The sequence below is a fragment of the Pseudonocardia lacus genome, from assembly GCF_018531445.1.
In the GTDB taxonomy this organism is placed as follows: Bacteria; Actinomycetota; Actinomycetes; order Mycobacteriales; family Pseudonocardiaceae; genus Pseudonocardia; species Pseudonocardia lacus.
Genome location: NZ_JAHDTH010000177.1, coordinates 1 through 17,534, shown reverse-complemented (window position 1 = coordinate 17,534; position 17,534 = coordinate 1). Strand labels below are relative to the sequence as shown.

The 17,534-nt window shown below is 73.8% G+C and carries 19 protein-coding genes; 10 read left to right on the top strand and 9 right to left on the bottom strand.

The features are described from left to right. From KIK08_RS29300 to KIK08_RS29280, 5 genes are all read left to right on the top strand, one after another. On the top strand, positions 1-2,457 hold a 2,457-nt coding region (locus tag KIK08_RS29300; RefSeq protein ID WP_214406522.1), incomplete at its 5' end, for a putative bifunctional diguanylate cyclase/phosphodiesterase. Between the two features lie 98 nt (positions 2,458-2,555). Further along, entirely contained in the window at positions 2,556-3,653 is a 1,098-nt protein-coding gene (locus KIK08_RS29295; protein WP_214406521.1) for an ABC transporter ATP-binding protein, read from the top strand. After that, positions 3,650-4,300, top strand: a complete 651-nt coding sequence (locus KIK08_RS29290; protein ID WP_214406520.1) for an ABC transporter permease — start codon at positions 3,650-3,652, stop codon at positions 4,298-4,300. Before KIK08_RS29295 ends, KIK08_RS29290 begins: the two co-directional genes overlap by 4 nt. Next, the gene (locus tag KIK08_RS29285; RefSeq protein ID WP_214406519.1) at positions 4,297-5,019 is read left to right on the top strand and encodes an ABC transporter permease; all 723 of its coding nucleotides are present in this window, start codon (positions 4,297-4,299) and stop codon (positions 5,017-5,019) included. The genes KIK08_RS29290 and KIK08_RS29285 overlap by 4 nt, the downstream gene beginning before the upstream one ends. 50 nt (positions 5,020-5,069) lie before the next feature. Then, positions 5,070-6,020: an ABC transporter substrate-binding protein gene (locus KIK08_RS29280; protein WP_214406518.1), complete on the top strand. Its 951-nt coding sequence runs from the start codon at positions 5,070-5,072 to the stop codon at positions 6,018-6,020. A gap of 132 nt (positions 6,021-6,152) precedes the next feature. Here KIK08_RS29280 and KIK08_RS29275 read toward each other — a convergent pair whose 3' ends face one another. Genes KIK08_RS29275 through KIK08_RS29265 form a run of 3 tightly spaced genes read right to left on the bottom strand, consistent with a single transcriptional unit; the run spans position 6,153 to position 7,887 of the window. Further along, positions 6,153-6,869: a permease prefix domain 1-containing protein gene (locus tag KIK08_RS29275; RefSeq protein ID WP_214406517.1), complete on the bottom strand. Its 717-nt coding sequence runs from the start codon at positions 6,867-6,869 to the stop codon at positions 6,153-6,155. Then, a complete protein-coding gene (locus tag KIK08_RS29270) occupies positions 6,866-7,549 on the bottom strand; it encodes a permease prefix domain 1-containing protein (protein ID WP_214406516.1) in 684 nt (227 codons plus the stop codon). Before KIK08_RS29270 ends, KIK08_RS29275 begins: the two co-directional genes overlap by 4 nt. Continuing rightward, positions 7,546-7,887: a PadR family transcriptional regulator gene (locus KIK08_RS29265; RefSeq protein WP_214406515.1), complete on the bottom strand. Its 342-nt coding sequence runs from the start codon at positions 7,885-7,887 to the stop codon at positions 7,546-7,548. The genes KIK08_RS29270 and KIK08_RS29265 overlap by 4 nt, the downstream gene beginning before the upstream one ends. Positions 7,888-7,986: 99 nt before the next feature. On the opposite strand from KIK08_RS29265, the gene KIK08_RS29260 reads away from it, so the two are divergent. After that, a complete protein-coding gene (locus KIK08_RS29260; protein WP_308257967.1) occupies positions 7,987-8,406 on the top strand; it encodes a hypothetical protein in 420 nt (139 codons plus the stop codon). Next, positions 8,403-9,959, top strand: coding sequence for a multicopper oxidase family protein (locus KIK08_RS29255; protein ID WP_214406514.1), 1,557 nt, complete (start codon positions 8,403-8,405; stop codon positions 9,957-9,959). Before KIK08_RS29260 ends, KIK08_RS29255 begins: the two co-directional genes overlap by 4 nt. A 34-nt stretch (positions 9,960-9,993) precedes the next feature. On the opposite strand, the gene KIK08_RS29250 is transcribed toward KIK08_RS29255, so the two are convergent. Together KIK08_RS29250 and KIK08_RS29245 are read right to left on the bottom strand one after the other, a co-directional pair. After that, positions 9,994-10,374 carry a hypothetical protein gene (locus tag KIK08_RS29250; protein WP_214406513.1) on the bottom strand — a complete coding sequence of 127 codons (381 nt, stop codon included), beginning with the start codon at positions 10,372-10,374 and terminating at the stop codon, positions 9,994-9,996. Between the two features lie 264 nt (positions 10,375-10,638). Further along, positions 10,639-10,812, bottom strand: a complete 174-nt coding sequence (locus tag KIK08_RS29245) for a hypothetical protein (protein WP_214406512.1) — start codon at positions 10,810-10,812, stop codon at positions 10,639-10,641. A gap of 80 nt (positions 10,813-10,892) precedes the next feature. On the opposite strand from KIK08_RS29245, the gene KIK08_RS29240 reads away from it, so the two are divergent. Together KIK08_RS29240 and KIK08_RS29235 are read left to right on the top strand one after the other, a co-directional pair. Beyond that, positions 10,893-11,156: a hypothetical protein gene (locus KIK08_RS29240; RefSeq protein WP_308257966.1), complete on the top strand. Its 264-nt coding sequence runs from the start codon at positions 10,893-10,895 to the stop codon at positions 11,154-11,156. Positions 11,157-11,258: 102 nt separating this feature from the next. After that, entirely contained in the window at positions 11,259-11,861 is a 603-nt protein-coding gene (locus KIK08_RS29235) for a hypothetical protein (protein WP_214406511.1), read from the top strand. A 24-nt stretch (positions 11,862-11,885) separates the two neighbouring features. On the opposite strand, the gene KIK08_RS29230 is transcribed toward KIK08_RS29235, so the two are convergent. The 4 genes from KIK08_RS29230 to KIK08_RS29215 form a co-directional block, all read right to left on the bottom strand. After that, positions 11,886-12,875 (bottom strand): TIGR03842 family LLM class F420-dependent oxidoreductase, encoded by a 990-nt coding sequence (locus tag KIK08_RS29230; protein WP_214406510.1) that lies wholly within the window; start codon positions 12,873-12,875, stop codon positions 11,886-11,888. A gap of 5 nt (positions 12,876-12,880) precedes the next feature. Beyond that, a complete protein-coding gene (gene hydA / locus KIK08_RS29225; RefSeq protein ID WP_214406509.1) occupies positions 12,881-14,281 on the bottom strand; it encodes a dihydropyrimidinase in 1,401 nt (466 codons plus the stop codon). Further along, on the bottom strand, positions 14,278-15,597 hold the full coding sequence (locus tag KIK08_RS29220; RefSeq protein WP_214406508.1) for an aspartate aminotransferase family protein: 1,320 nt from the start codon (positions 15,595-15,597) through the stop codon (positions 14,278-14,280). Before KIK08_RS29220 ends, hydA begins: the two co-directional genes overlap by 4 nt. Before the next feature lie 70 nt (positions 15,598-15,667). Beyond that, on the bottom strand, positions 15,668-16,522 hold the full coding sequence (locus tag KIK08_RS29215; protein ID WP_214406507.1) for a nitrilase-related carbon-nitrogen hydrolase: 855 nt from the start codon (positions 16,520-16,522) through the stop codon (positions 15,668-15,670). Between the two features lie 246 nt (positions 16,523-16,768). Between KIK08_RS29215 and KIK08_RS29210 the strand changes: the two genes are divergently transcribed. Next, on the top strand, positions 16,769-17,389 hold the full coding sequence (locus KIK08_RS29210) for a DUF5134 domain-containing protein (RefSeq protein ID WP_214406506.1): 621 nt from the start codon (positions 16,769-16,771) through the stop codon (positions 17,387-17,389). Positions 17,390-17,534: the final 145 nt, after the last annotated feature.

The following is a 17,534-nucleotide window of genomic DNA, read 5'->3' as shown; positions in this document are numbered from 1 at the left end:
CGGCCGCTGGTCGGCGTCGGCGGCCCGGAGCGGGTCGACGCCCCGGCGCCGCCCGACGCGGCGCCGACCGAACCAGCCGTCCTCTGTGACCGGGAGGGGCGCATCACGCGCGTCAACGACGCGTTCCTCGCCCTGGCCTCCCGGCCGCCCGCCGGCCCCGGCCAGACGTCGCCGGCCGCCGGCTGGCGGGCCGCCCCCGGTGGGCTCGACCGGGTCCCGCTGCGCGAGCTGGTCCACGGCCCGGACCCGGACGCCCGCCTGGTCCGCCCGGACGGCTCGCTGGTGGCGGTGCGGCTGGTCCGCCGGATCGCCTGCGCCGGCGAGCTGTGCCTGGTGCTGCCGCAGCGCGGCCAGCTCGACCTGCCGAGCGCGGCGCCGGTGGGCACCTGGACCTTCGACCTGGCCGCGGCGGCGTTGCGCCGCGACGCCGCCCTGGAGGAGCTCTACCGCGCGGTCGGCGTGCCGACGGGCCAGGGTCCGACCGCGGTGGAGGCGCAGCAGGTGGCCGCGCTCAGCCAGGCGCTGCGCGCCCAGGCCAGGCCCGCCGAGCACCGGATGGAGCTCGCGGTCGCCGGCAGCCAGGCCCTGGACTACGCCACCTACGTCGAGTACGCCGACGACGGCACCGCGCACCGGCTCGTGGGCACCGTCCGGCTGGTCGCGGCCGCGCCGCGCCGCCCGCGGCCGCAGAACCGGGTGCGCCAGCCGGCCGGCCCCACGCGTCGCTTCACCGACCAGGCCGCCCAGCGGTTCGCCGACCTGATGGCCGCCGTGCCCGGCGGCGTCGGTCTCCTCGACCGCGCCGGGCGGGTCATCGACGCCAACGCCGGGCTGTGCGAGCTGCTCGACGTCCGGCTGGAGATGCTGCGGGGGCGCACCGCGGCCTCGTTGACCGCCGACGGCTTCACCGGCCAGGACCCCGAGCCGGACACCGGGGCCGACGGGCTGCCCGGCTGGCTGCGCCGCGCCGCGACGTCCCCCGACCACCCCTACCGGGCCGACGCGGTGCCGCTGCTGCGCATCGACGGCACGACCGTCTGGTGCGAGCTCGCGGTCACCGCCACCCCCGCCGACGACGGCAGCCCGCTGTGGCTGGTCGTGTTCACCGACGTCACCGAGCGGCGCCGGGCGGCGGAGCTGCTGCGCAGCGCGGGCATCGTCGACGAGCTCACCCGGCTGCCCAACCGGGCCGCCACGATCGAGCTGGTCGACCGGCTGCTGGCCGGTCCGGGCCGCGACCGGGTCGCCGTCGTCTGCGGCGACCTGGACGACTTCTCCCGGGTCAACTCCTCGCTGGGCCACGAGGCCGGCGACGACCTGCTGGTCACGCTGGCCGGCAGGCTGCAGCGCGAGCTGCCCGTCGGCTGCACTGCGGCCCGGCTCTCCGGCGACGAGTTCATGGTCATCTGCGCCGACCACTCCGAGGTCGGCGGGCCCGACATCCTGGCCCGCACCGTGGCCGACCTGCTGCGCCCGACGATCACCGTGCACGGGCGTCCGGTGCAGATGACCGCCTCGGTCGGGGTCGCCCAGCCGGTGCCGGCCGGCGAGGTCCGCGCCGCCGACCTGCTGCGCTTCGCCGAGGTCGCGATGCAGGACGTCAAGCGCCGCCAGCGCCGCGGCGGCATCGGGATGGCCACCGACGGCGTGGTCAGCTCCGCGACCAAGGCCCTGGAGCTGGAGGCCGAGCTGCGCTCGACGATCGCCGGCGGCGGGCTGACCCTGCTCTACCAGCCGGTGGTCGGCCCGGACGGCACCGTGCTCTCGGCCGAGGCGCTGGTCCGCTGGCCGCACCCGGAGCGCGGGATGATCTCGCCCGGCGAGTTCCTGCCGGTCGCCCAGCGCAGCGGCCTGCTGCGCGACCTCGACATGTGGGTGCTGCGCACGGCCGCCGAGGAGGCCGCCACCTGGCCCATGGCGCGCGGCATCCGCCCGGCCGTCGCGGTCAACCTGGCCGGCCTGCTGCCCGGCGACACCGACTTCCTCGACGTGGTCACCGGGATCGTCGACGACAGCGGCCTGCCGTGGGACCGGCTGGTGCTCGAGCTCGTCGAGACCAGCCTCGTCGCGCTGCCGCCGCACGCGCTGGCCGCGATGGACACCCTGGTCAAACGGGGGGTGCGGTTCGCGGTCGACGACTTCGGCACCGGGTACTCCTCGCTGGCCCGGCTCAAGGAGCTGCCGGCGCAGACGATCAAGATCGACCGCGCGTTCGTGACCGGGGTCGGCGAGGACCGCGCCGACTTCGCGGTGGCCAGGGCGGTGGTGGACATGGCCGCGGCGATGAACCGCACCACCGTCGCGGAGGGCGTGGAGACCGGCGAGCAGTTCCTGGTGCTGCGCCGACTCGGCGTCGACGCGTTCCAGGGCTACTTCTTCGCCAAGCCGCTGACCCCCGACGAGCTGCACGCGAAGCTGCGCACGAGCGAGGTCGTCGCGCCGGCGGCGGGTCTCTAACAGATCACGGGCGGTCGCCGTTGTCGGTGCAGCGGGCTAGCGTTGCTCCACATGCGGCGACCGGCAAGGGGTCGTCGGTGAACACGGAGGTCCCTCGGATGATCGAGTTCCGGGGCGTGACCAAGCGCTTCCCCGACGGCACCGTCGCTGTCGACGCCCTCGACCTGGCCGTCGACGCCGGAAAGATCACGGTGTTCGTCGGCCCGTCGGGCTGCGGCAAGACGACGTCCCTGCGGATGATCAACCGGATGATCGACCCGTCGGACGGCGTCATCTCCGTCGACGGCCGCGACATCATGTCCGTCGACGCCGCCGACCTGCGCCGGGGCATCGGTTACGTCATCCAGCAGGCGGGGCTGTTCCCGCACCGCACCATCCTCGACAACATCGCCACCGTGCCGATGCTGCTGGGCTGGGACAAGGCGAAGGCCCGCAAGCGCTCGGCCGAGCTGATGGAGACCGTCGGGCTGGCCCCGGAGATGGCCAAGCGCTACCCGGCCCAGCTCTCCGGCGGCCAGCAGCAGCGCGTCGGCGTGGCCAGGGCGCTGGCCGCCGACCCGCCCGTCCTGCTGATGGACGAGCCGTTCAGCGCGGTCGACCCCGTGGTGCGCGAGAGCCTGCAGGAGGAACTGCTGCGCCTGCAGTCCGAGCTGGGCAAGACCATCGTCTTCGTCACCCACGACATCGACGAGGCCGTCAAGCTGGGCGACAAGGTCGCCGTCTTCCGCACCGGCGGCGTGCTCGCCCAGTACGACGCCCCGGGCCACCTGCTCTCCCGCCCGGCCGACAACTTCGTCGACGGGTTCGTCGGGCGCGACCGCGGCTACCGCGGCCTGGGCTTCCTGTCCTCGGCCGAGCTGCCGCTGGGCGAGCTGCCCACGGTCACCGTCGGCGACCCGGTGCCCACCGGCGACGACGCCGCCTGGACCCTCGTCCTGGACACCGACCGCCAGCCGCAGGGCTGGCTGCAGGGCTCCGGCGCCGGCCCGACGGTCACCGCCGAGCACCTCGTGCCCGGCGGTTCCCTCTACGACGTGTCCTCCGGCTCGCTGCGCAGCGCGCTCGACGCGGCGCTGTCCTCCCCGTCGGGCAAGGGCGTCGCGATCGACGCCGACGGCGCCTACGCCGGCTCCATCAGCGCCGACGACGTGCTGGCCGCGCTGGCCAGGGTGCGCAGCGCCGAGGCCGCGGCATGACCTGGGTCCTGGGCAACCTCCCGCTCATCGGCGACCTGACACTGGAGCACCTGGCGTTCGCGCTGCCACCGGTGGTGCTCGGGCTGCTGCTGGCCATCCCGCTGGGCTGGCTGGCCAACCGCACCCGGGTCGGGCGCGCGATCGTGATCAACCTGGCCGGGCTGCTGTACACGGTGCCGTCGCTGGCGCTGTTCGTGATCCTGCCCGTGGTGCTGGGCACCGGCATCCTCGACCCGCTCAACGTCATCGTCGCGCTCACGGTCTACACGCTGGCCCTGCTGGTCCGCACGGTCGCCGACGCGCTGTCCGCCGTGCCCGGCATGGTGATCGACTCGGCCACCGCGATGGGCTACCGCCCGGTGCGCCGGTTCCTGGCCGTCGAGCTGCCGCTGTCGATCCCGGTGGTGCTGGCCGGCGTGCGGGTGGCCGCGGTGTCCTCGATCAGCCTGGTCACCGTCGGCTCGGTGATCGGCTTCGGCGGGCTGGGCAAGATGTTCACCGACGGCTTCCAGCGCGACATCCCGCAGGAGATCATCGCCGGGATCGTGCTGGTGCTGGTCATCGCGCTGGTGGTCGACGGCCTGCTCCTGCTGCTCGGCCGGGCGCTGACCCCGTGGACCCAGGTACGGGCGGGGGCCAACCGGTGAACGCTTTCGGCTGGCTGTTCGACCCGAGCAACTGGACGGGCCCGCAGGGCGTGCCGCAGCGGCTCGTGGAGCACCTCGGCTACACCGCGCTCACCCTGCTCATCGCGGTCATCATCGCGGTGCCGCTGGGCGCCTGGATCGGGCACACCGGCCGCGGCGGCTTCCTGGTCGTCGGGCTGGCCAACGGGCTGCGCGCGCTGCCCACGCTCGGCCTGCTGGTGCTGCTGGTCGGCGCGATCGGCATCGGCCTGCTCGGGCCGCTGGTCGCGCTCGTCGTGCTGGCCGTGCCCCCGATCCTGGCCGGCACCTACGCCGGCGTCCGCAACGTCGACAACGCCGTCGTGGACGCGGCGAAGGGCATGGGCATGCGCGGGCGCGACGTGCTGTTCCAGGTCGAGCTGCCCAACGCCCTGCCGCTGATGATCGGCGGCATCCGCAGCGCGCTGCTGCAGGTGCTGTCCACCGCCACGATCGCGGCCTTCGTCGCGCTCGGCGGGCTGGGCCGCTTCATCGTCGACGGCCTCGCCGTGCGCGATTTCGGCCAGATGATCGGCGGCTCGGTGCTGGTCGCGGCGCTGGCCATCGTCGCCGACCTCGTCCTCGCCGGGCTGCAGAAGCTGCTCGTCTCACCCGGCCTGCAGGCCGCGGCGGCGCAGCGCGGCGCCCGTCGCAAGCTGCGCGCCGTCCCCGGCCAGACCCCCACCGCGGAAGCGGCCTGACCCAGAACCCGCCGTGGTCCCCGCGGCGTTCACAACCGAAGGATCAGTCGATGAATCGACCCCTCCTGCCCCGACGTTCGGTGGTCGCCGCGGTGGCGGCCGCATCGGCCCTCGTGCTGACCGCCTGCGGCGGCGGGGGCGACCCCCTGGCCAACGGCGGCTCCGGCCAGCAGTCCGGCGGTGGCGGCGACGCCGCCCAGACGATCGTGGTCGGCTCGGCCAACTTCACCGAGAGCCAGATCCTCGCCGAGATCTACGCCCAGGCCCTCGCGGCCAAGGGCGTCACGGTCGAGAAGCGGCTGTCCATCGGCAGCCGCGAGACCTACATGCCCGGCCTGGAGGACGGCTCCATCGACCTGATCCCCGAGTACAGCGGCGTGCTGCTGCAGTACTTCGACAAGGGGGCCACCGAGGTCGAGGCGGAGGCCGTCTACACCGCGCTGCAGGCCGCGCTGCCGCCCGCGCTGACCGTGCTGGAGAAGTCCGAGGCCGAGGACAAGGACGCCGTCGTCATCACCCGGGAGACCGCGACCCGGCTCAACGCGAAGTCCATCGCCGACCTGGCCCCGCACTGCGGGCAGCTGGTGTTCGGCGGGGCGCCGGAGTTCCAGACCCGCCCCGACGGCATCCCCGGCATCGCCGAGTCCTACGGCTGCACCTTCGCCAGTTACCAGTCGCTCGACGCGGGCGGCCCGCTGACCGTGGGCGCGCTCGTCAACGGCGACATCCAGGCGGCCAACCTGTTCACCACGGACGCCTCGATCGAGACCAACGACTTCGTCGTGCTCGAGGACCCGGAGAACAACTTCGCCGCGCAGAGCGTGCTGCCGCTGATCAACAAGGAGAAGGCGACCCCGGAGGTCACCGAGACCCTCAACGCGATCTCGGCGAAGCTGACCACCGAGGGGCTCATCGAGCTCAACGCCGAGGCCTCCAGCGACGCCAAGCCCAACCCGGAGACGGTGGCCAAGGGCTGGCTGGACAAGAACGGCCTGTCCTAGCCCGAACCGCCAGGAGCCCCCGCACCCACCCTGCGTGCGGGGGCTCCTGGCTGTCCGCGCCCCGGCGCACACCCCGTGGCTGCGGCGCACATGTCGTGCGGTGCGTGTCGCAGCGGCGACATGTGCGTCGCGTCAACCGGTGTGCGTCGTACCCCCGCCGCCGCGCGGGCGCCCTGGCGTTTCGGACGCCGACCGCAGGGTGCGCAGCGTCCGCACGGCCGAGCGGTTCAGCTGGACCATGACCGCGATGCTCACCGCGTAGGCGAGCATGCACGCCGGCTGGGCGGTGAGCCGCCCCCACGCCTGGTCGAGGTTGACCAGGCTCATCGCGATCGCCGCCCCGCCGCACACCACGACCGCGACGATCGTCGCCACCGTCGCGGCCGCCGCCACCCGGCGCGGCGAGCAGGTGCGCCGGAACGTCAGCGCCACGATGGCGAGGGCCGCGGCGGCGATGACGGCGACGGCCGCGTCCTGCACGCCGGCCAGCACCTTCACCGCGGCCGGGGCGGGCGGCCCGGGGGCCAGCCCGCTGCGCCAGACGAAGTCCCAGCCCAGCATCAGCGCGGGCAGCGCGATCGCCAGCAGGAGCGCGGTGCGCCTGCCCTGGCCGGCGGCCAGCTCGTCCTGGTAGAGCCCGACGACGTCGTCGACCGGCCCGAAGTCGCGCACGGCGCGCCGGGCGGCGGCGTGCGGGTCCAGGCCGGCGCGGCGGTAGGCGTCGACGGCGTCGGCGAGGCCGTCGCGGACCTCGCGGACGATGTCGCGGCGGGCCTTGTCCGGCCCGCGCAGGCTGCGGTCGAGCTCGGCCAGGTGGGCGTCGACCGGGTCGAGCAGCGCGCTGCTCACGACGGCTCGCCGATGCGGTGCAGCGCGCGGAGGGTGCGCGAGGCCGAGCGGCTGAGCAGCACCACCACCGCCACGCTCGCGGCGTACGCCAGCGCGCTGACGGGCTGCGCGACGAGCAGCTCCCACGCCTGCTGGCCGCCTGCGACGTTCATGACGACGGCCGACCCGCCGCACACGACGACGGCGGCCTGGGACGTCACCGCGGCCGCCGCGGCCACCCGGCGCGGCGACGCGGTGCGCCGGAACGTCAGCGCGACCAGCGCGAGGGCCGTCGCCGCGGCGAGCGCGGTGGCCACGTTCTGCAGCACGACCAGGTCGAGCACCATCGCCGTCAACCCGGTCGGCCCGTCGGCGCCCATCAGCCCGCTGGACCACAGCAGGCTCCACAGCGCCATCAGGGCCGGCAGCAGGACAGCGAGCTGGAGCGCGGTGCGCCTGCCCTGGCCGGCGGCCAGCTCGTCCTGGTAGAGGTCGGCGACCTCGGCGACCGGGCCGAAGTCGCGCACGGCCAGGCGGGCGGCCTGCGCCGTGTCGAGGCCGGCGCGGCGGTAGGCGTCGGTGGCGTCGGCGAGACCGTCGCGGACCTCGCGGACGATCTCGCGGCGCACCCGCGCCGGGCCGCGCAACGACCGCTCCAGCTCGGCGACGTGCGCCGCGACGGGGTCGAGCGCGCGCGTCACGACGTCTCCCCGGCGGCGCGCGGCGGGCGCAGGACGGCCTCGACGACCGAGCTGAACTCGCTCCAGTCGGCCCGCTGCGCGGCCAGCGCGTGCCGGCCGGCGCGGGTGAGGGTGTAGGTGCGCCGCTCGCGCCCGCCGACGGTGCTCCACGAGCCGGAGAGCCGACCGGCCCGCTCCAGCCGGCGCAGCGCCGGGTAGACGGTGCCGGTGGGCAGGTCGAGCGCCCCGCCGCTGCGGGCCTGCAGCGCCTCGATGATCGCGTAGCCGTGCCGCGGGCCGTCCTCGAGGACGGACAGGATCAGCCCGTCCAGGTGGCCGCGCACCGCGTCTGGTCGCATGGGTAGGAATTCTACTCACTTTGCCGGGCGTGTCTTCAGGCTCGCCATCAGGGACATCCCTGATGTACATGTAGAGAGCCTACTTATAGCGTCCCGGACGTGGACACACTCACCAGGCCGGCGCAAGTGCGCCGGCCCGCCGCATCGCTGTGGCTGCTGCGGGGCGCGCTGACCGTGCACCTGCTCGCCGTGCTCTCCCAGCCCGTCCTGGCCGGGCTCTTCCTGACCGGTGACGTCGACGCCATCGAGGTGCACGGGCTCGTCGGCACCGCGGTGGGGTTCCTCACCCTGGCCACCGCCGGCATCGCGCTCGGCTACGTCATCGTCGGCCGCGGCCGGCTGTGGATCCTGCCGGCCCTGGTGGTGCAGTTCCTGGTCGAGGGCGTGCAGATCGGCGTCGGCTACGCCCGGATCCTGCAGCTGCACGTGCCGCTCGGGGTGATCGTCGTCGTGCTGTCGGTGCTGCTCGCCGGCTGGGTCTGGTCGCCGTCGGCGGCGCGGCCCCGGGGACAGCGGTGAACCCGCGGCTGTCGCGGCGCGGCTTCCTGGGGCTGCTCGGCGGCGCCGCGGCGGGGGTGGCGCTGGCCGGCTGCGGGCTGGGCACCCAGCCCGGGCAGACCGGCGAGGCCGTGACCAGCGCGGTGCCGCTGCCCGAGCCGTTCCGGGTGCCGCTGCCGGTGCCGCCGGTCGCCCGGCCGGTCGGCGTCGACCCGAGCGGCGCCGAGCTGTACCGGATCACCCAGCGGGTCGCCGAGCAGGAGATCCTGCCCGGCCTGCGCACCCCGGTCATGGGCTACGACGGGATCTTCCCCGGCCCGACGATCGAGACCCGCCGCGGCCGACCGGTCGTCGTCACCCACCACAACGAGCTCCCGGTGCCCACCGTCGTCCACCTGCACGGCGGGCACACCCCGTCCGAGCACGACGGCTGGCCGCTCGACCTCGTCCTGCCCGCTAACGGCGGGCACGACGGCAGCGGCCACCACGGCATGGTCGGCGACTCCGTCGTCGGCCGGCGCGACTACCGCTACCCGGGCGACCAGCGCGCCGCCACGCTCTGGTACCACGACCACCGCATGGACTTCACCGCCCCGGCCGTCTACCGCGGCCTGGCCGGCTTCCACATCGTGCGCGACGACGTCGAGGACGCCCTGCCGCTGCCCCGCGGCGACCGCGAGCTCCCGCTGATGATCTGCGACCGCTCGTTCACCGCCGACGGCGCCTTCGCCTACCCCGGCCTCGACCAGTCGATGCGCAGCGTGCCCGGCGTCGACCGGGAGTGGATGGAGGGCGTGCTCGGAGACGTCGTGCTGGTCAACGGCGCCCCGTGGCCCGTGCACGAGGTCGACGCCGCCCGCTACCGGCTGCGGCTGCTCAACGCGGCCAACGCCCGCCGCTTCCAGCTGGTGTTCACACTGCCCGACGGCGAGAACCTGCTCGTCCAGCTGATCGGCTCCGACGGCGGGCTGCTGGCCGCCCCGGTCGAGCGCCGGTCGCTGCCGATCGCCCCCGGCGAGCGGTTCGACCTCGTCGTCGACTTCTCCCGGGTGCCCGTCGGCACCGACGTGACCGTGGTGAACACCCTCGGCACCGACCGCACCTCCCAGGTCATGCGCTTCCGCGTCGTCCGCGCCGCCCGCGACGACAGCCGCGTGCCGGACGTGCTGTCCGAGATCGAACCCCTGGTGCCGGCGGCCGACGCCACGGTCCGCACCTTCGAGTTCCGCCGCGGCGCGGTCGGCGGGCACCGGGGCTGGACGATCAACGACGAGTCCTTCGACCCCGACCGCTCGCTGGCCGACATCCCCCTCGGCCAGGTGGAGCGCTGGCGCTTCCACACCGACGTCCACCACCCCGTGCACGTCCACCTCGACCAGTTCCAGGTCCTGCGCCGCGGCGATGGCGGCCCCGCCCCCGCCGACGCGGGGTGGAAGGACACCGTCGACCTGCCGCCGTTCGAGGTGGTGGAGGTGGCGGTGCGGTTCACCGACTACGCGGGCCGCTTCGTCATGCACTGCCACAACCTGGAGCACGAGGACATGGCGATGATGGCCACGATCCGCACGGTCTGATCCGGGGCGGCGCGCCCTGCCGCCGCGTCGGGCCTCAGTCGAGGTGCGACCAGCGCAGCAGGACGGCCACCGCGACCGCCACCCCCACCGCGATCTGCACCAGCACGAGCGTGGTCGGGGCGCCGACCGCCACCATCGTCGCGATGGCGAGGACGGTCATCACGGCGAACAGCCAGAAGGCCCACCGGTGGCCGGTCCACAGGCCCGCGTAGGCGACCAGGGTGACGAGGGCGCCGCCGGCGGACAGCAGGAGGACCAGCGGCGGTTGCTGCCCGAACGCGGCGTCCTGGCTCCACGCGGTCACCAGCACGGCGACCACGACCGCGTGCTGGAGCATCGCCAGGACCAGGACGGCGGTCAGCGCCGCGCCGCGCTGGGAGGGGGTGCTGGTGCTGGTGCTCGTGCTCGTCGTCATGGGCCACCGGATCCGGGTACGGGGAGCTACTACTCAGCGTCTACTGAGCGTCACTTTAGGGGTGGGTCCGGGTCGAGATGTCGCCCGAACGCCGCCCGGCGGCGAGCGGGGGACGAGCGGTCGAAACTCTCGGTGACCGGTGGACGACCGCCGCGATCACCGGCGCGAGCACACAGGACCTGAGGACGCGACTGACCGGTCGCTCACGGAGCCGGCGAGGTGGCCGTCGGGCCCCGGAGCGACGCTCGGCACGGTCGCCGGAACTCAGGCCCGGGGCTCGCCCTCCTGCGCGTCGTCGGTGTCGACGACGTCGGCGTCGTCATCGCGGCCGTCCGCCCCGCCGAGGGACCCACCGCCGTCCGGGCGGTCCTCCGGGGGCGCGGTCATGGTCGGCTCGGCGTCCTGGTCGACGACGTCGTCGTCACGGGAGTTCGTCATCCCCGAGCCGTACCCGCGGGGACGCCACCGACACCGGTAGGACGCCGTTCCCGGGGAACAGCAGGGGGATGGGATACGCGGTGGCCGCTTCCAGCGAGTGGATCGACCCGGACGGCGTGCGCCGCCCGGCCGGCGAGGTGCACGGCTGGACCCCGGGCACCAACCAGACGGTGTGCGGGCTCCCGCTGAGCAGGTCGCGGTTGAGCCGGTACCCGCACGTCGGCTGGGCCGACGTCCAGCCCGAGTCCGGCCGGCACGCCGACGAGGTCCGCCGGGTGTGCCCGCGCTGCGCCGCGGCCGCCCGCCCGAGGCACCGCCGCGACCCCCGCCCGCGCCGCCCCTGACCCTCGGGCACCGAGTGACGGCGGTCATGACACGCTCGGGTGGGAGGTGTAGAACGGAGCGTGTCGACGGTCGGGGGGATCGTCGCGCACCCGGGGGATGGCATGTCTGACGAGGACGCGGACGAGCGCGCGGGCACGACCGGTGCGGAGGGACCGACCGACTGGTCGCCCAGGATCCCGACGACGTCACCGGACGCCGCACCGGGGCCGGCGACGTTGCTCGCGGTGCTGGTGGGCAACATCGGCACCGGGCTGCTGATCAGCTGCCTGCTGGGGGTGACCGCGACGATCGCGGTCCTCGACGGGGGCGACCTCCTGGCCGGCCTGCGAGAGGTGCCGGCGACGGTCACCGCGGTCGAGGAGACGCTGACCAGGGGGAACCGGATCACCATCGAGACGGTCGACGGTGACACGGAGCTCGTCCGCGCCTACGGCCCGCAGCGCCACGGCCTGCGGACCGGTCGACCGCTGACGGTGTGGCTCGGCGGCTTCAGCGGCCGCGACCTCCTCGTCGAGGCCCGGGTCGAGGGCGGTGTCCGCTTCGGCCCCGGCCTCCCGTCGCCGATCTGGGTCATCGCCTGCTCGGTGATCGCGCTGCTGGCTGCGGGCATGCTGGCGCTGTTCCACCGCGGGCACCTGCTGTTCGTCGTCACCTTCACCCTCCTGACCATCGCAGTCTGGAGCTCCATGACCCTCAGGAACTGAGGCCCGCGACCGGAGCGAGCCGCGTCAGGTGGTGAGGGAGCCATAGGCGTCGATCGTGCCGTCGACGTCGTCGTGCATGGCGTAGACGGCGAACTGGTCGACGCCGAGCCCGGCGAGCTGGGCCAGCTTCTCGCGGTGCGCGGAGACCGGGCCGAGCAGGCAGAACCGGTCGACGACCTCGTCGGGGACGAAGTCGGTCGAGCGGTTGCCGGCCTTGCCGTGGTGGCTGTAGTCGTAGCCGTCGCGGCCCTTGATGTAGCCGGTCAGCTCGGCGGGCACCGCGGCGGACGACTCGCCGTAGCGGGTGACCAGGTCGGCGACGTGGTTGCCGACCATCCCGCCGAACCAGCGGCACTGGTCGCGGGCGTGGGCGAGGTCGTCCCCCACGTAGGCCGGCGCGGCGACGCACATGGTGATCGACGACGGGTCGCGTCCCGCCGCCTCGGCCGCCGCGCGGACCGACTTGATCGTCCACTCCACCAGGTACGGGTCGGCCAGTTGCAGGATGAACCCGTCGGCGGCCCGGCCGACCAAATCGAGCGCCTTGGGGCCGTAGCCGGCCATCCACACCGGCAGCTTCCCGCCGGGGCTCACCCAGGGGATCTTCAGCGGGGTGCCCTCGACGTCGACCTCGCGGCCCTCGGCCAGCTCCCGGATGGCGTGGATCGAGGCCTCCAGCCGGGCGAGCGTCGTCGGCTTGCGGCCCTGCACGCGCACCGCCGAGTCGCCCCGGCCGATGCCGCAGATCGTCCGGTTGCCGAACGTCTCGTGCAGCGTGGCGTGCATCGAGGCGATGACCGACCAGTCGCGGGTGGCCGGGTTGGTCACCATCGGCCCGACGACCATCCGGGACGTCCGCTCCAGGATCCGCGGGTAGATGACGTAGGGCTCCTGCCAGAGCACGTGCGAGTCGAACGTCCAGCCGTGGCTGAAGCCCAGCCCCTCGGCCCGCACCATCCGGTCGACCAGCGCCCGCGCCGGCGGGTCGGTCTGCAGGACCAGTCCGATGTCCATGCCGGTCACCTGAGGTACTGGCAGGTGTCGCGCTTCTGGAACGCGCCGTCGCCCGCCTTGCCCAGGTACTCGCCCCCGTCGACGATCACCCGGCCGCGCGACAGGACGGTCGAGACGCGACCGGTGGTCTCGCGGCCCTCGTAGCAGGAGTAGTCGACGGCCATGTGGTGCGTCGACGCCGAGTGCACCTGGGTGGCGGTGGGGTCGTAGAGGACGATGTCGGCGTCGGCGCCGGGGGCGATGGTGCCCTTGCGCGGGTAGAGGCCGAACATCTTCGCCGGCGTCGCGCAGGCGATCTCGATCCAGCGCTTGCGCGAGATGTGGCCCTCGACGACGCCCTGGTGCAGCAGGTCCATCCGGGTCTCCACGCCGGGCAGCCCGTTGGGGATCTTGGAGAAGTCGCCGATGCCCATGTCCTTCTGCCCCTTGAAGCAGAACGGGCAGTGGTCGGTGGACACCACCGACAGGTCGTCGGTGCGCAGACCGCGCCACATCGCGGCCTGGTGCTCGGCGGGCCGCAGCGGCGTCGAGCAGACGTACTTGGCGCCCTCGAAGCCGGGACGGGCCAGGTCGTCGGTGGACAGGAACAGGTACTGCGGGCAGGTCTCGGCGAAGGCGTTGAAGCCCTCGTCGCGGGCCTGCTGGACCTGCGCCAGCGCCTGCGCCGCCGACAGGTGCACGATGTAGATCGGCGCCTCGGCCACTTGGGCCAGCTTGATCGCCCGGTGGGTGGCCTCGGCCTCCAGCAGGGCGTGGCGGACCTCGCCGTGGTAGCGCGGATCGGTCTGGCCCTTGGCCAGCGCCTGCTCGATCAGCACGTCGATGGCGATGCCGTTCTCGGCGTGCATCATGGTCAGCCCGCCGGTCTCGGCGCCCTTCTGCAGCGCCCGCAGGATCTTGCCGTCGTCGCTGTAGAAGACCCCCGGATAGGCCATGAACAGCTTGAAGCTGGTCACGCCCTCGCCGACCAGCGCCTCCATCTCCTTGAGCGAGGAGTCGTTCACGTCGGCGACGATCATGTGGAACGCGTAGTCGATCGCGCAGTTGCCCTCGGCCTTGGCGTGCCAGGCGTCCAGGCCCTCGCGCAGCGAGCCGCCCATCGACTGGATCGCGAAATCGACGATCGTCGTGGTGCCGCCCCAGGCCGCGGCCCGGGTGCCGGTCTCGAACGTGTCGGCCGACTGGGTGCCGCCGAAGGGCATCTCCATGTGGGTGTGCGCGTCGACGCCGCCGGGCACGACGTACTTGCCCGTCGCGTCCAGGACGGTGTCGGCGGTCCAGCCCTGCGCCAGGTCCGAGCCGGTGGCGGCCAGCGCCACCACCTGCTCGCCGTCGACCAGGACATCCGCGGCGAGCTCGTCGGACGCGGTGATCACGAGTCCGTTGCGGATGAGCGTGCGGGTCATGGTGTGCATTCCTCCAGGGCGGCGACGAGCGCGGCGAGGCCCTCCGCGGCCTCGTCGGCGGTGAGCGTGAGGGGCGGGGCGATGCGCAGCACGTTGCCGTGCAGGCCGCCCTTGCCGACGAGCAGCCCGCGCCGCTTCGTGGCCTCCAGCACCGCGGCGGCGATCTCGGGCGCGGGCTCGCCCGGGCCGCCGCCGCGCGCAGCGTCAGCGGAGCGCGCATCGGTGCTGCCCGGGCGCACGAGCTCGACGCCGATCATCAGGCCCTTGCCGCGGACGTCGCCGACGATCGGCGAGCCGACCTTGCGCAGCCCCTCGAACAGCACCGGGCCCTGTCGGGCCGCGTTGGCCTGCAGGTCGTGCTCCAGCAGGTAGCGCAGGTTGGCCAGGGCACCCGCGGCGGTCAGCGGCGAGCCGCCGAACGTCGAGATCGAGTTCGCCCCGAGCGAGTCCATGATCTCGGCGCGGGCGATCACGCCGCCCATCGACAGCCCGTTGCCCACGCCCTTGGCGAACGTGACGATGTCGGGCACGAAGCCGTGGTGCTGCCAGCCCCAGAAGTGCTCGCCGGTGCGGCCCCAGCCGGTCTGCACCTCGTCGGCGATCATCAGGATGCCGCGCTCGCGCAGCACCTCGGCGAACGCGCCGAGCAGGCCGTCCGGGCCGTGGGTGAAGCCGCCGACGCCCTGGATCGGCTCGGCGATGAACGCGGCGACGTCGCCGCCGGACTGGTCGAGCACCTCGCGCAGGTCGGCCACGCACGCGGCGATGAACTCGCCGTCGGACAGCCCGGCGAACGGCGAGCGGTACCGCTGCCCGCCGTGCACGTAGTAGGTCTGGAACGGCGAGAGCGACGTCGGCGACCACGACCGGTTGCCGGTGATCGCGATCGTGGAGAACGACCGGCCGTGGTAGCTGTTGCGCAGCGCCAGGACCTGGTTCGACCGGCGCAGCGACGAGGCCAGCAGCAGCGCGGCGTCGTTGGCCTCGGTGCCGCTGGTGGTCAGGAAGACCTTCGGGTCCGGGATCTCGGACACCCCGGCGATCAGCTCGGCCAGCTCGACCATCGGCCGGTTCAGGTACAGCGTCGAACTGTGGATGATCTTCCCGGCCTGCTCGGCGACGGCCTTGGTCACCTCGGGCAGCGCGTGCGCGGTCATCGTGGTCAGGATGCCGCCGAAGAAGTCCAGGTAGCGGGTGCCGTCGGCGGTCCAGACGTGGCGGCCCTCGCCGCGCTCGATCTCGATCGGCTCGTCGTAGTAGATCGCCAGCCAGGACGGCAGCACCGCCCGCGTGCGCTTCAGCAGGTCGTCACTCATCGCTCGGCCTCGCAGGGCTCGGCCGGCGCTTCGCGCAGGCGCTGTGTCGATGATCCGCTCGCACGCTCGCTCATTGCTGCACCAGCGGTCCGTAGGCCTCCGGGCGGCGGTCGCGGTAGAACGCCCACGTCTGGCGGACCTCGTCGATCAGCCCCAGGTCGAGGTCGCGGACCAGCAGCTCCTCGTCGGTGCCCGACGCCGTCTCGCCGACGAACTGCCCGCGCGGGTCGACGAAGTAGCTGGTGCCGTAGAAGTCGTTGTCGCCGTACTCCTCGACGCCCACCCGGTTGATCGCGGCGATGAAGTACTCGTTGGCCACCGCGGCCGCCGGCTGCTCCAGCTTCCACAGGTACGACGACAGGCTGCGGCTGGTGGCGCTGGGGTTGAACACGATCTGCGCGCCGGCCAGCCCGAGCGCCCGCCAGCCCTCCGGGAAGTGCCGGTCGTAGCAGATGTAGACCCCGACCTTGCCGACCGCGGTGTCGAACACCGGCCAGCCCAGGTTGCCCGGCTTGAAGTAGTACTTCTCCCAGAAGCCCTTGACCTGCGGGATGTGGTGCTTGCGGTACTTGCCCAGGTAGCTGCCGTCGGCGTCGATCACCGCCGCGGTGTTGTAGTAGTTGCCCGAGCTCTCCAGCTCGAAGACGGGCACGACCAGCACCATGCCGGTCTCCTTCGCCAGCGCCTGCATCCGCTTGACGGTCGGTCCGTCGGGCACCGGCTCGGCCCACCGGTAGTGCTCGGCCTCCTGCACCTGGCAGAAGTACGGCGCGTTGAACACCTCCTGGAAGCCCATGACCTTCGCGCCCTGCTCGGCGGCGCTGCGCGCGTAGGACTCGTGCACATCGATCATGGACGCGGTGTCTCCGGTCCACTTGGCCTGCAGGATGGCCGCCCGCACCACCCCGGCTCCCGGGTCGCTCATGTCCCTGTCCTCCCAAAGCCGCCAAGGAAAGGCCCACCGTGATCCGCCGGGCGGCCGTCCGCAAGACCCCGCGCCCCCCGGAGATGCCCTCGTCACACGAACGGTCGCGGGGGCGGCCCCCGGCCGCGGCCGCGGCGCGTGGCGCGATCACGCCACGCCACCTACCCCGCCACGGTATGGAACCGACACCCCGCCGTGACCTATCGTCACCGTGGTCGCGGTCGGTGACCACCGGGAGGGATGGGCGTGGACTGGGTATCGGCGGGACTCGCGGTCGTCTGCCTCGCCGTCGCCGCGCTGCACGTGGCCCGGCTGGCGCTGCACGCCGGCGCGTTCGGCGACATCCCGGGCGGCCCGCTCGGCGAGGTCTCGCACGCCACCATGGCCGTGGGGATGGCCGCCATGTTCTCCCCGCTGGGCGACCCGCTGCCGACCCCGGTCTGGACGGTCGCGTTCGTGCTCTGCGGGGCCTGGTTCGCCGCGGTGGCGCTGCGCACCCGCTCGTTCGGCGGCGACGCCGGCCACCACGTCGTGGGCAGCGCGGCGATGCTGTTCATGCTGTCCACCGGGCACAACCACACCGACCCCGGCACCGGGGCGGACGCCGCCGGCCACGCCGCGCACCACGGCGCCACCGGCGGTGTCGGGCTGGTGTCGGTGGCCGCGATCCTGCTCGCCGGCTACTTCGCCTGGCAGGCCCTGCGCTGCTCGGACCACCTGCGCGTCCGCGCCGAGCCCGACGCCCCGGCGTCCGGCGGTGCCGCGCTGGCCCTGCGCACCGGCGTGCTGCGGTCCGCCCGCACCGCCGCGGTGGCGCACGTGGTGATGGCCGTCGCGATGACGGTCATGCTGCTCGCGATGATCTGAGCCGGGTGCGACGTGCGGGGTGAGCAGGTCCGGGTGCGGCCCGTCGGGGCGCGCCCCACGCCGCCGCGCGCGCTGCGCGCCGGATTCGCGGCCGGGCTCGCCGTCACCTCCGCCGTCCTCGCGCACGCCGCCGGCGGCGGGTCCG

Excerpts from the sequence above, each read along its gene's own strand:
- KIK08_RS29295 (WP_214406521.1), top strand. The coding sequence starts at position 2,556 with ATGATCGAGTTCCGGGGCGTGACCAAGCGCTTCCCCGACGGCACCGTC.
- KIK08_RS29290 (WP_214406520.1), top strand. The coding sequence starts at position 3,650 with ATGACCTGGGTCCTGGGCAACCTCCCGCTCATCGGCGACCTGACACTG.
- KIK08_RS29280 (WP_214406518.1), top strand. The coding sequence starts at position 5,070 with ATGAATCGACCCCTCCTGCCCCGACGTTCGGTGGTCGCCGCGGTGGCG.
- KIK08_RS29265 (WP_214406515.1), bottom strand. The coding sequence starts at position 7,887 with ATGCGACCAGACGCGGTGCGCGGCCACCTGGACGGGCTGATCCTGTCC.
- KIK08_RS29250 (WP_214406513.1), bottom strand. The coding sequence starts at position 10,374 with ATGACGACGAGCACGAGCACCAGCACCAGCACCCCCTCCCAGCGCGGC.
- KIK08_RS29245 (WP_214406512.1), bottom strand. The coding sequence starts at position 10,812 with ATGACGAACTCCCGTGACGACGACGTCGTCGACCAGGACGCCGAGCCG.
- KIK08_RS29235 (WP_214406511.1), top strand. The coding sequence starts at position 11,259 with ATGTCTGACGAGGACGCGGACGAGCGCGCGGGCACGACCGGTGCGGAG.
- KIK08_RS29230 (WP_214406510.1), bottom strand. The coding sequence starts at position 12,875 with ATGGACATCGGACTGGTCCTGCAGACCGACCCGCCGGCGCGGGCGCTG.
- hydA (WP_214406509.1), bottom strand. The coding sequence starts at position 14,281 with ATGACCCGCACGCTCATCCGCAACGGACTCGTGATCACCGCGTCCGAC.
- KIK08_RS29220 (WP_214406508.1), bottom strand. The coding sequence starts at position 15,597 with ATGAGTGACGACCTGCTGAAGCGCACGCGGGCGGTGCTGCCGTCCTGG.
- KIK08_RS29215 (WP_214406507.1), bottom strand. The coding sequence starts at position 16,522 with ATGAGCGACCCGGGAGCCGGGGTGGTGCGGGCGGCCATCCTGCAGGCC.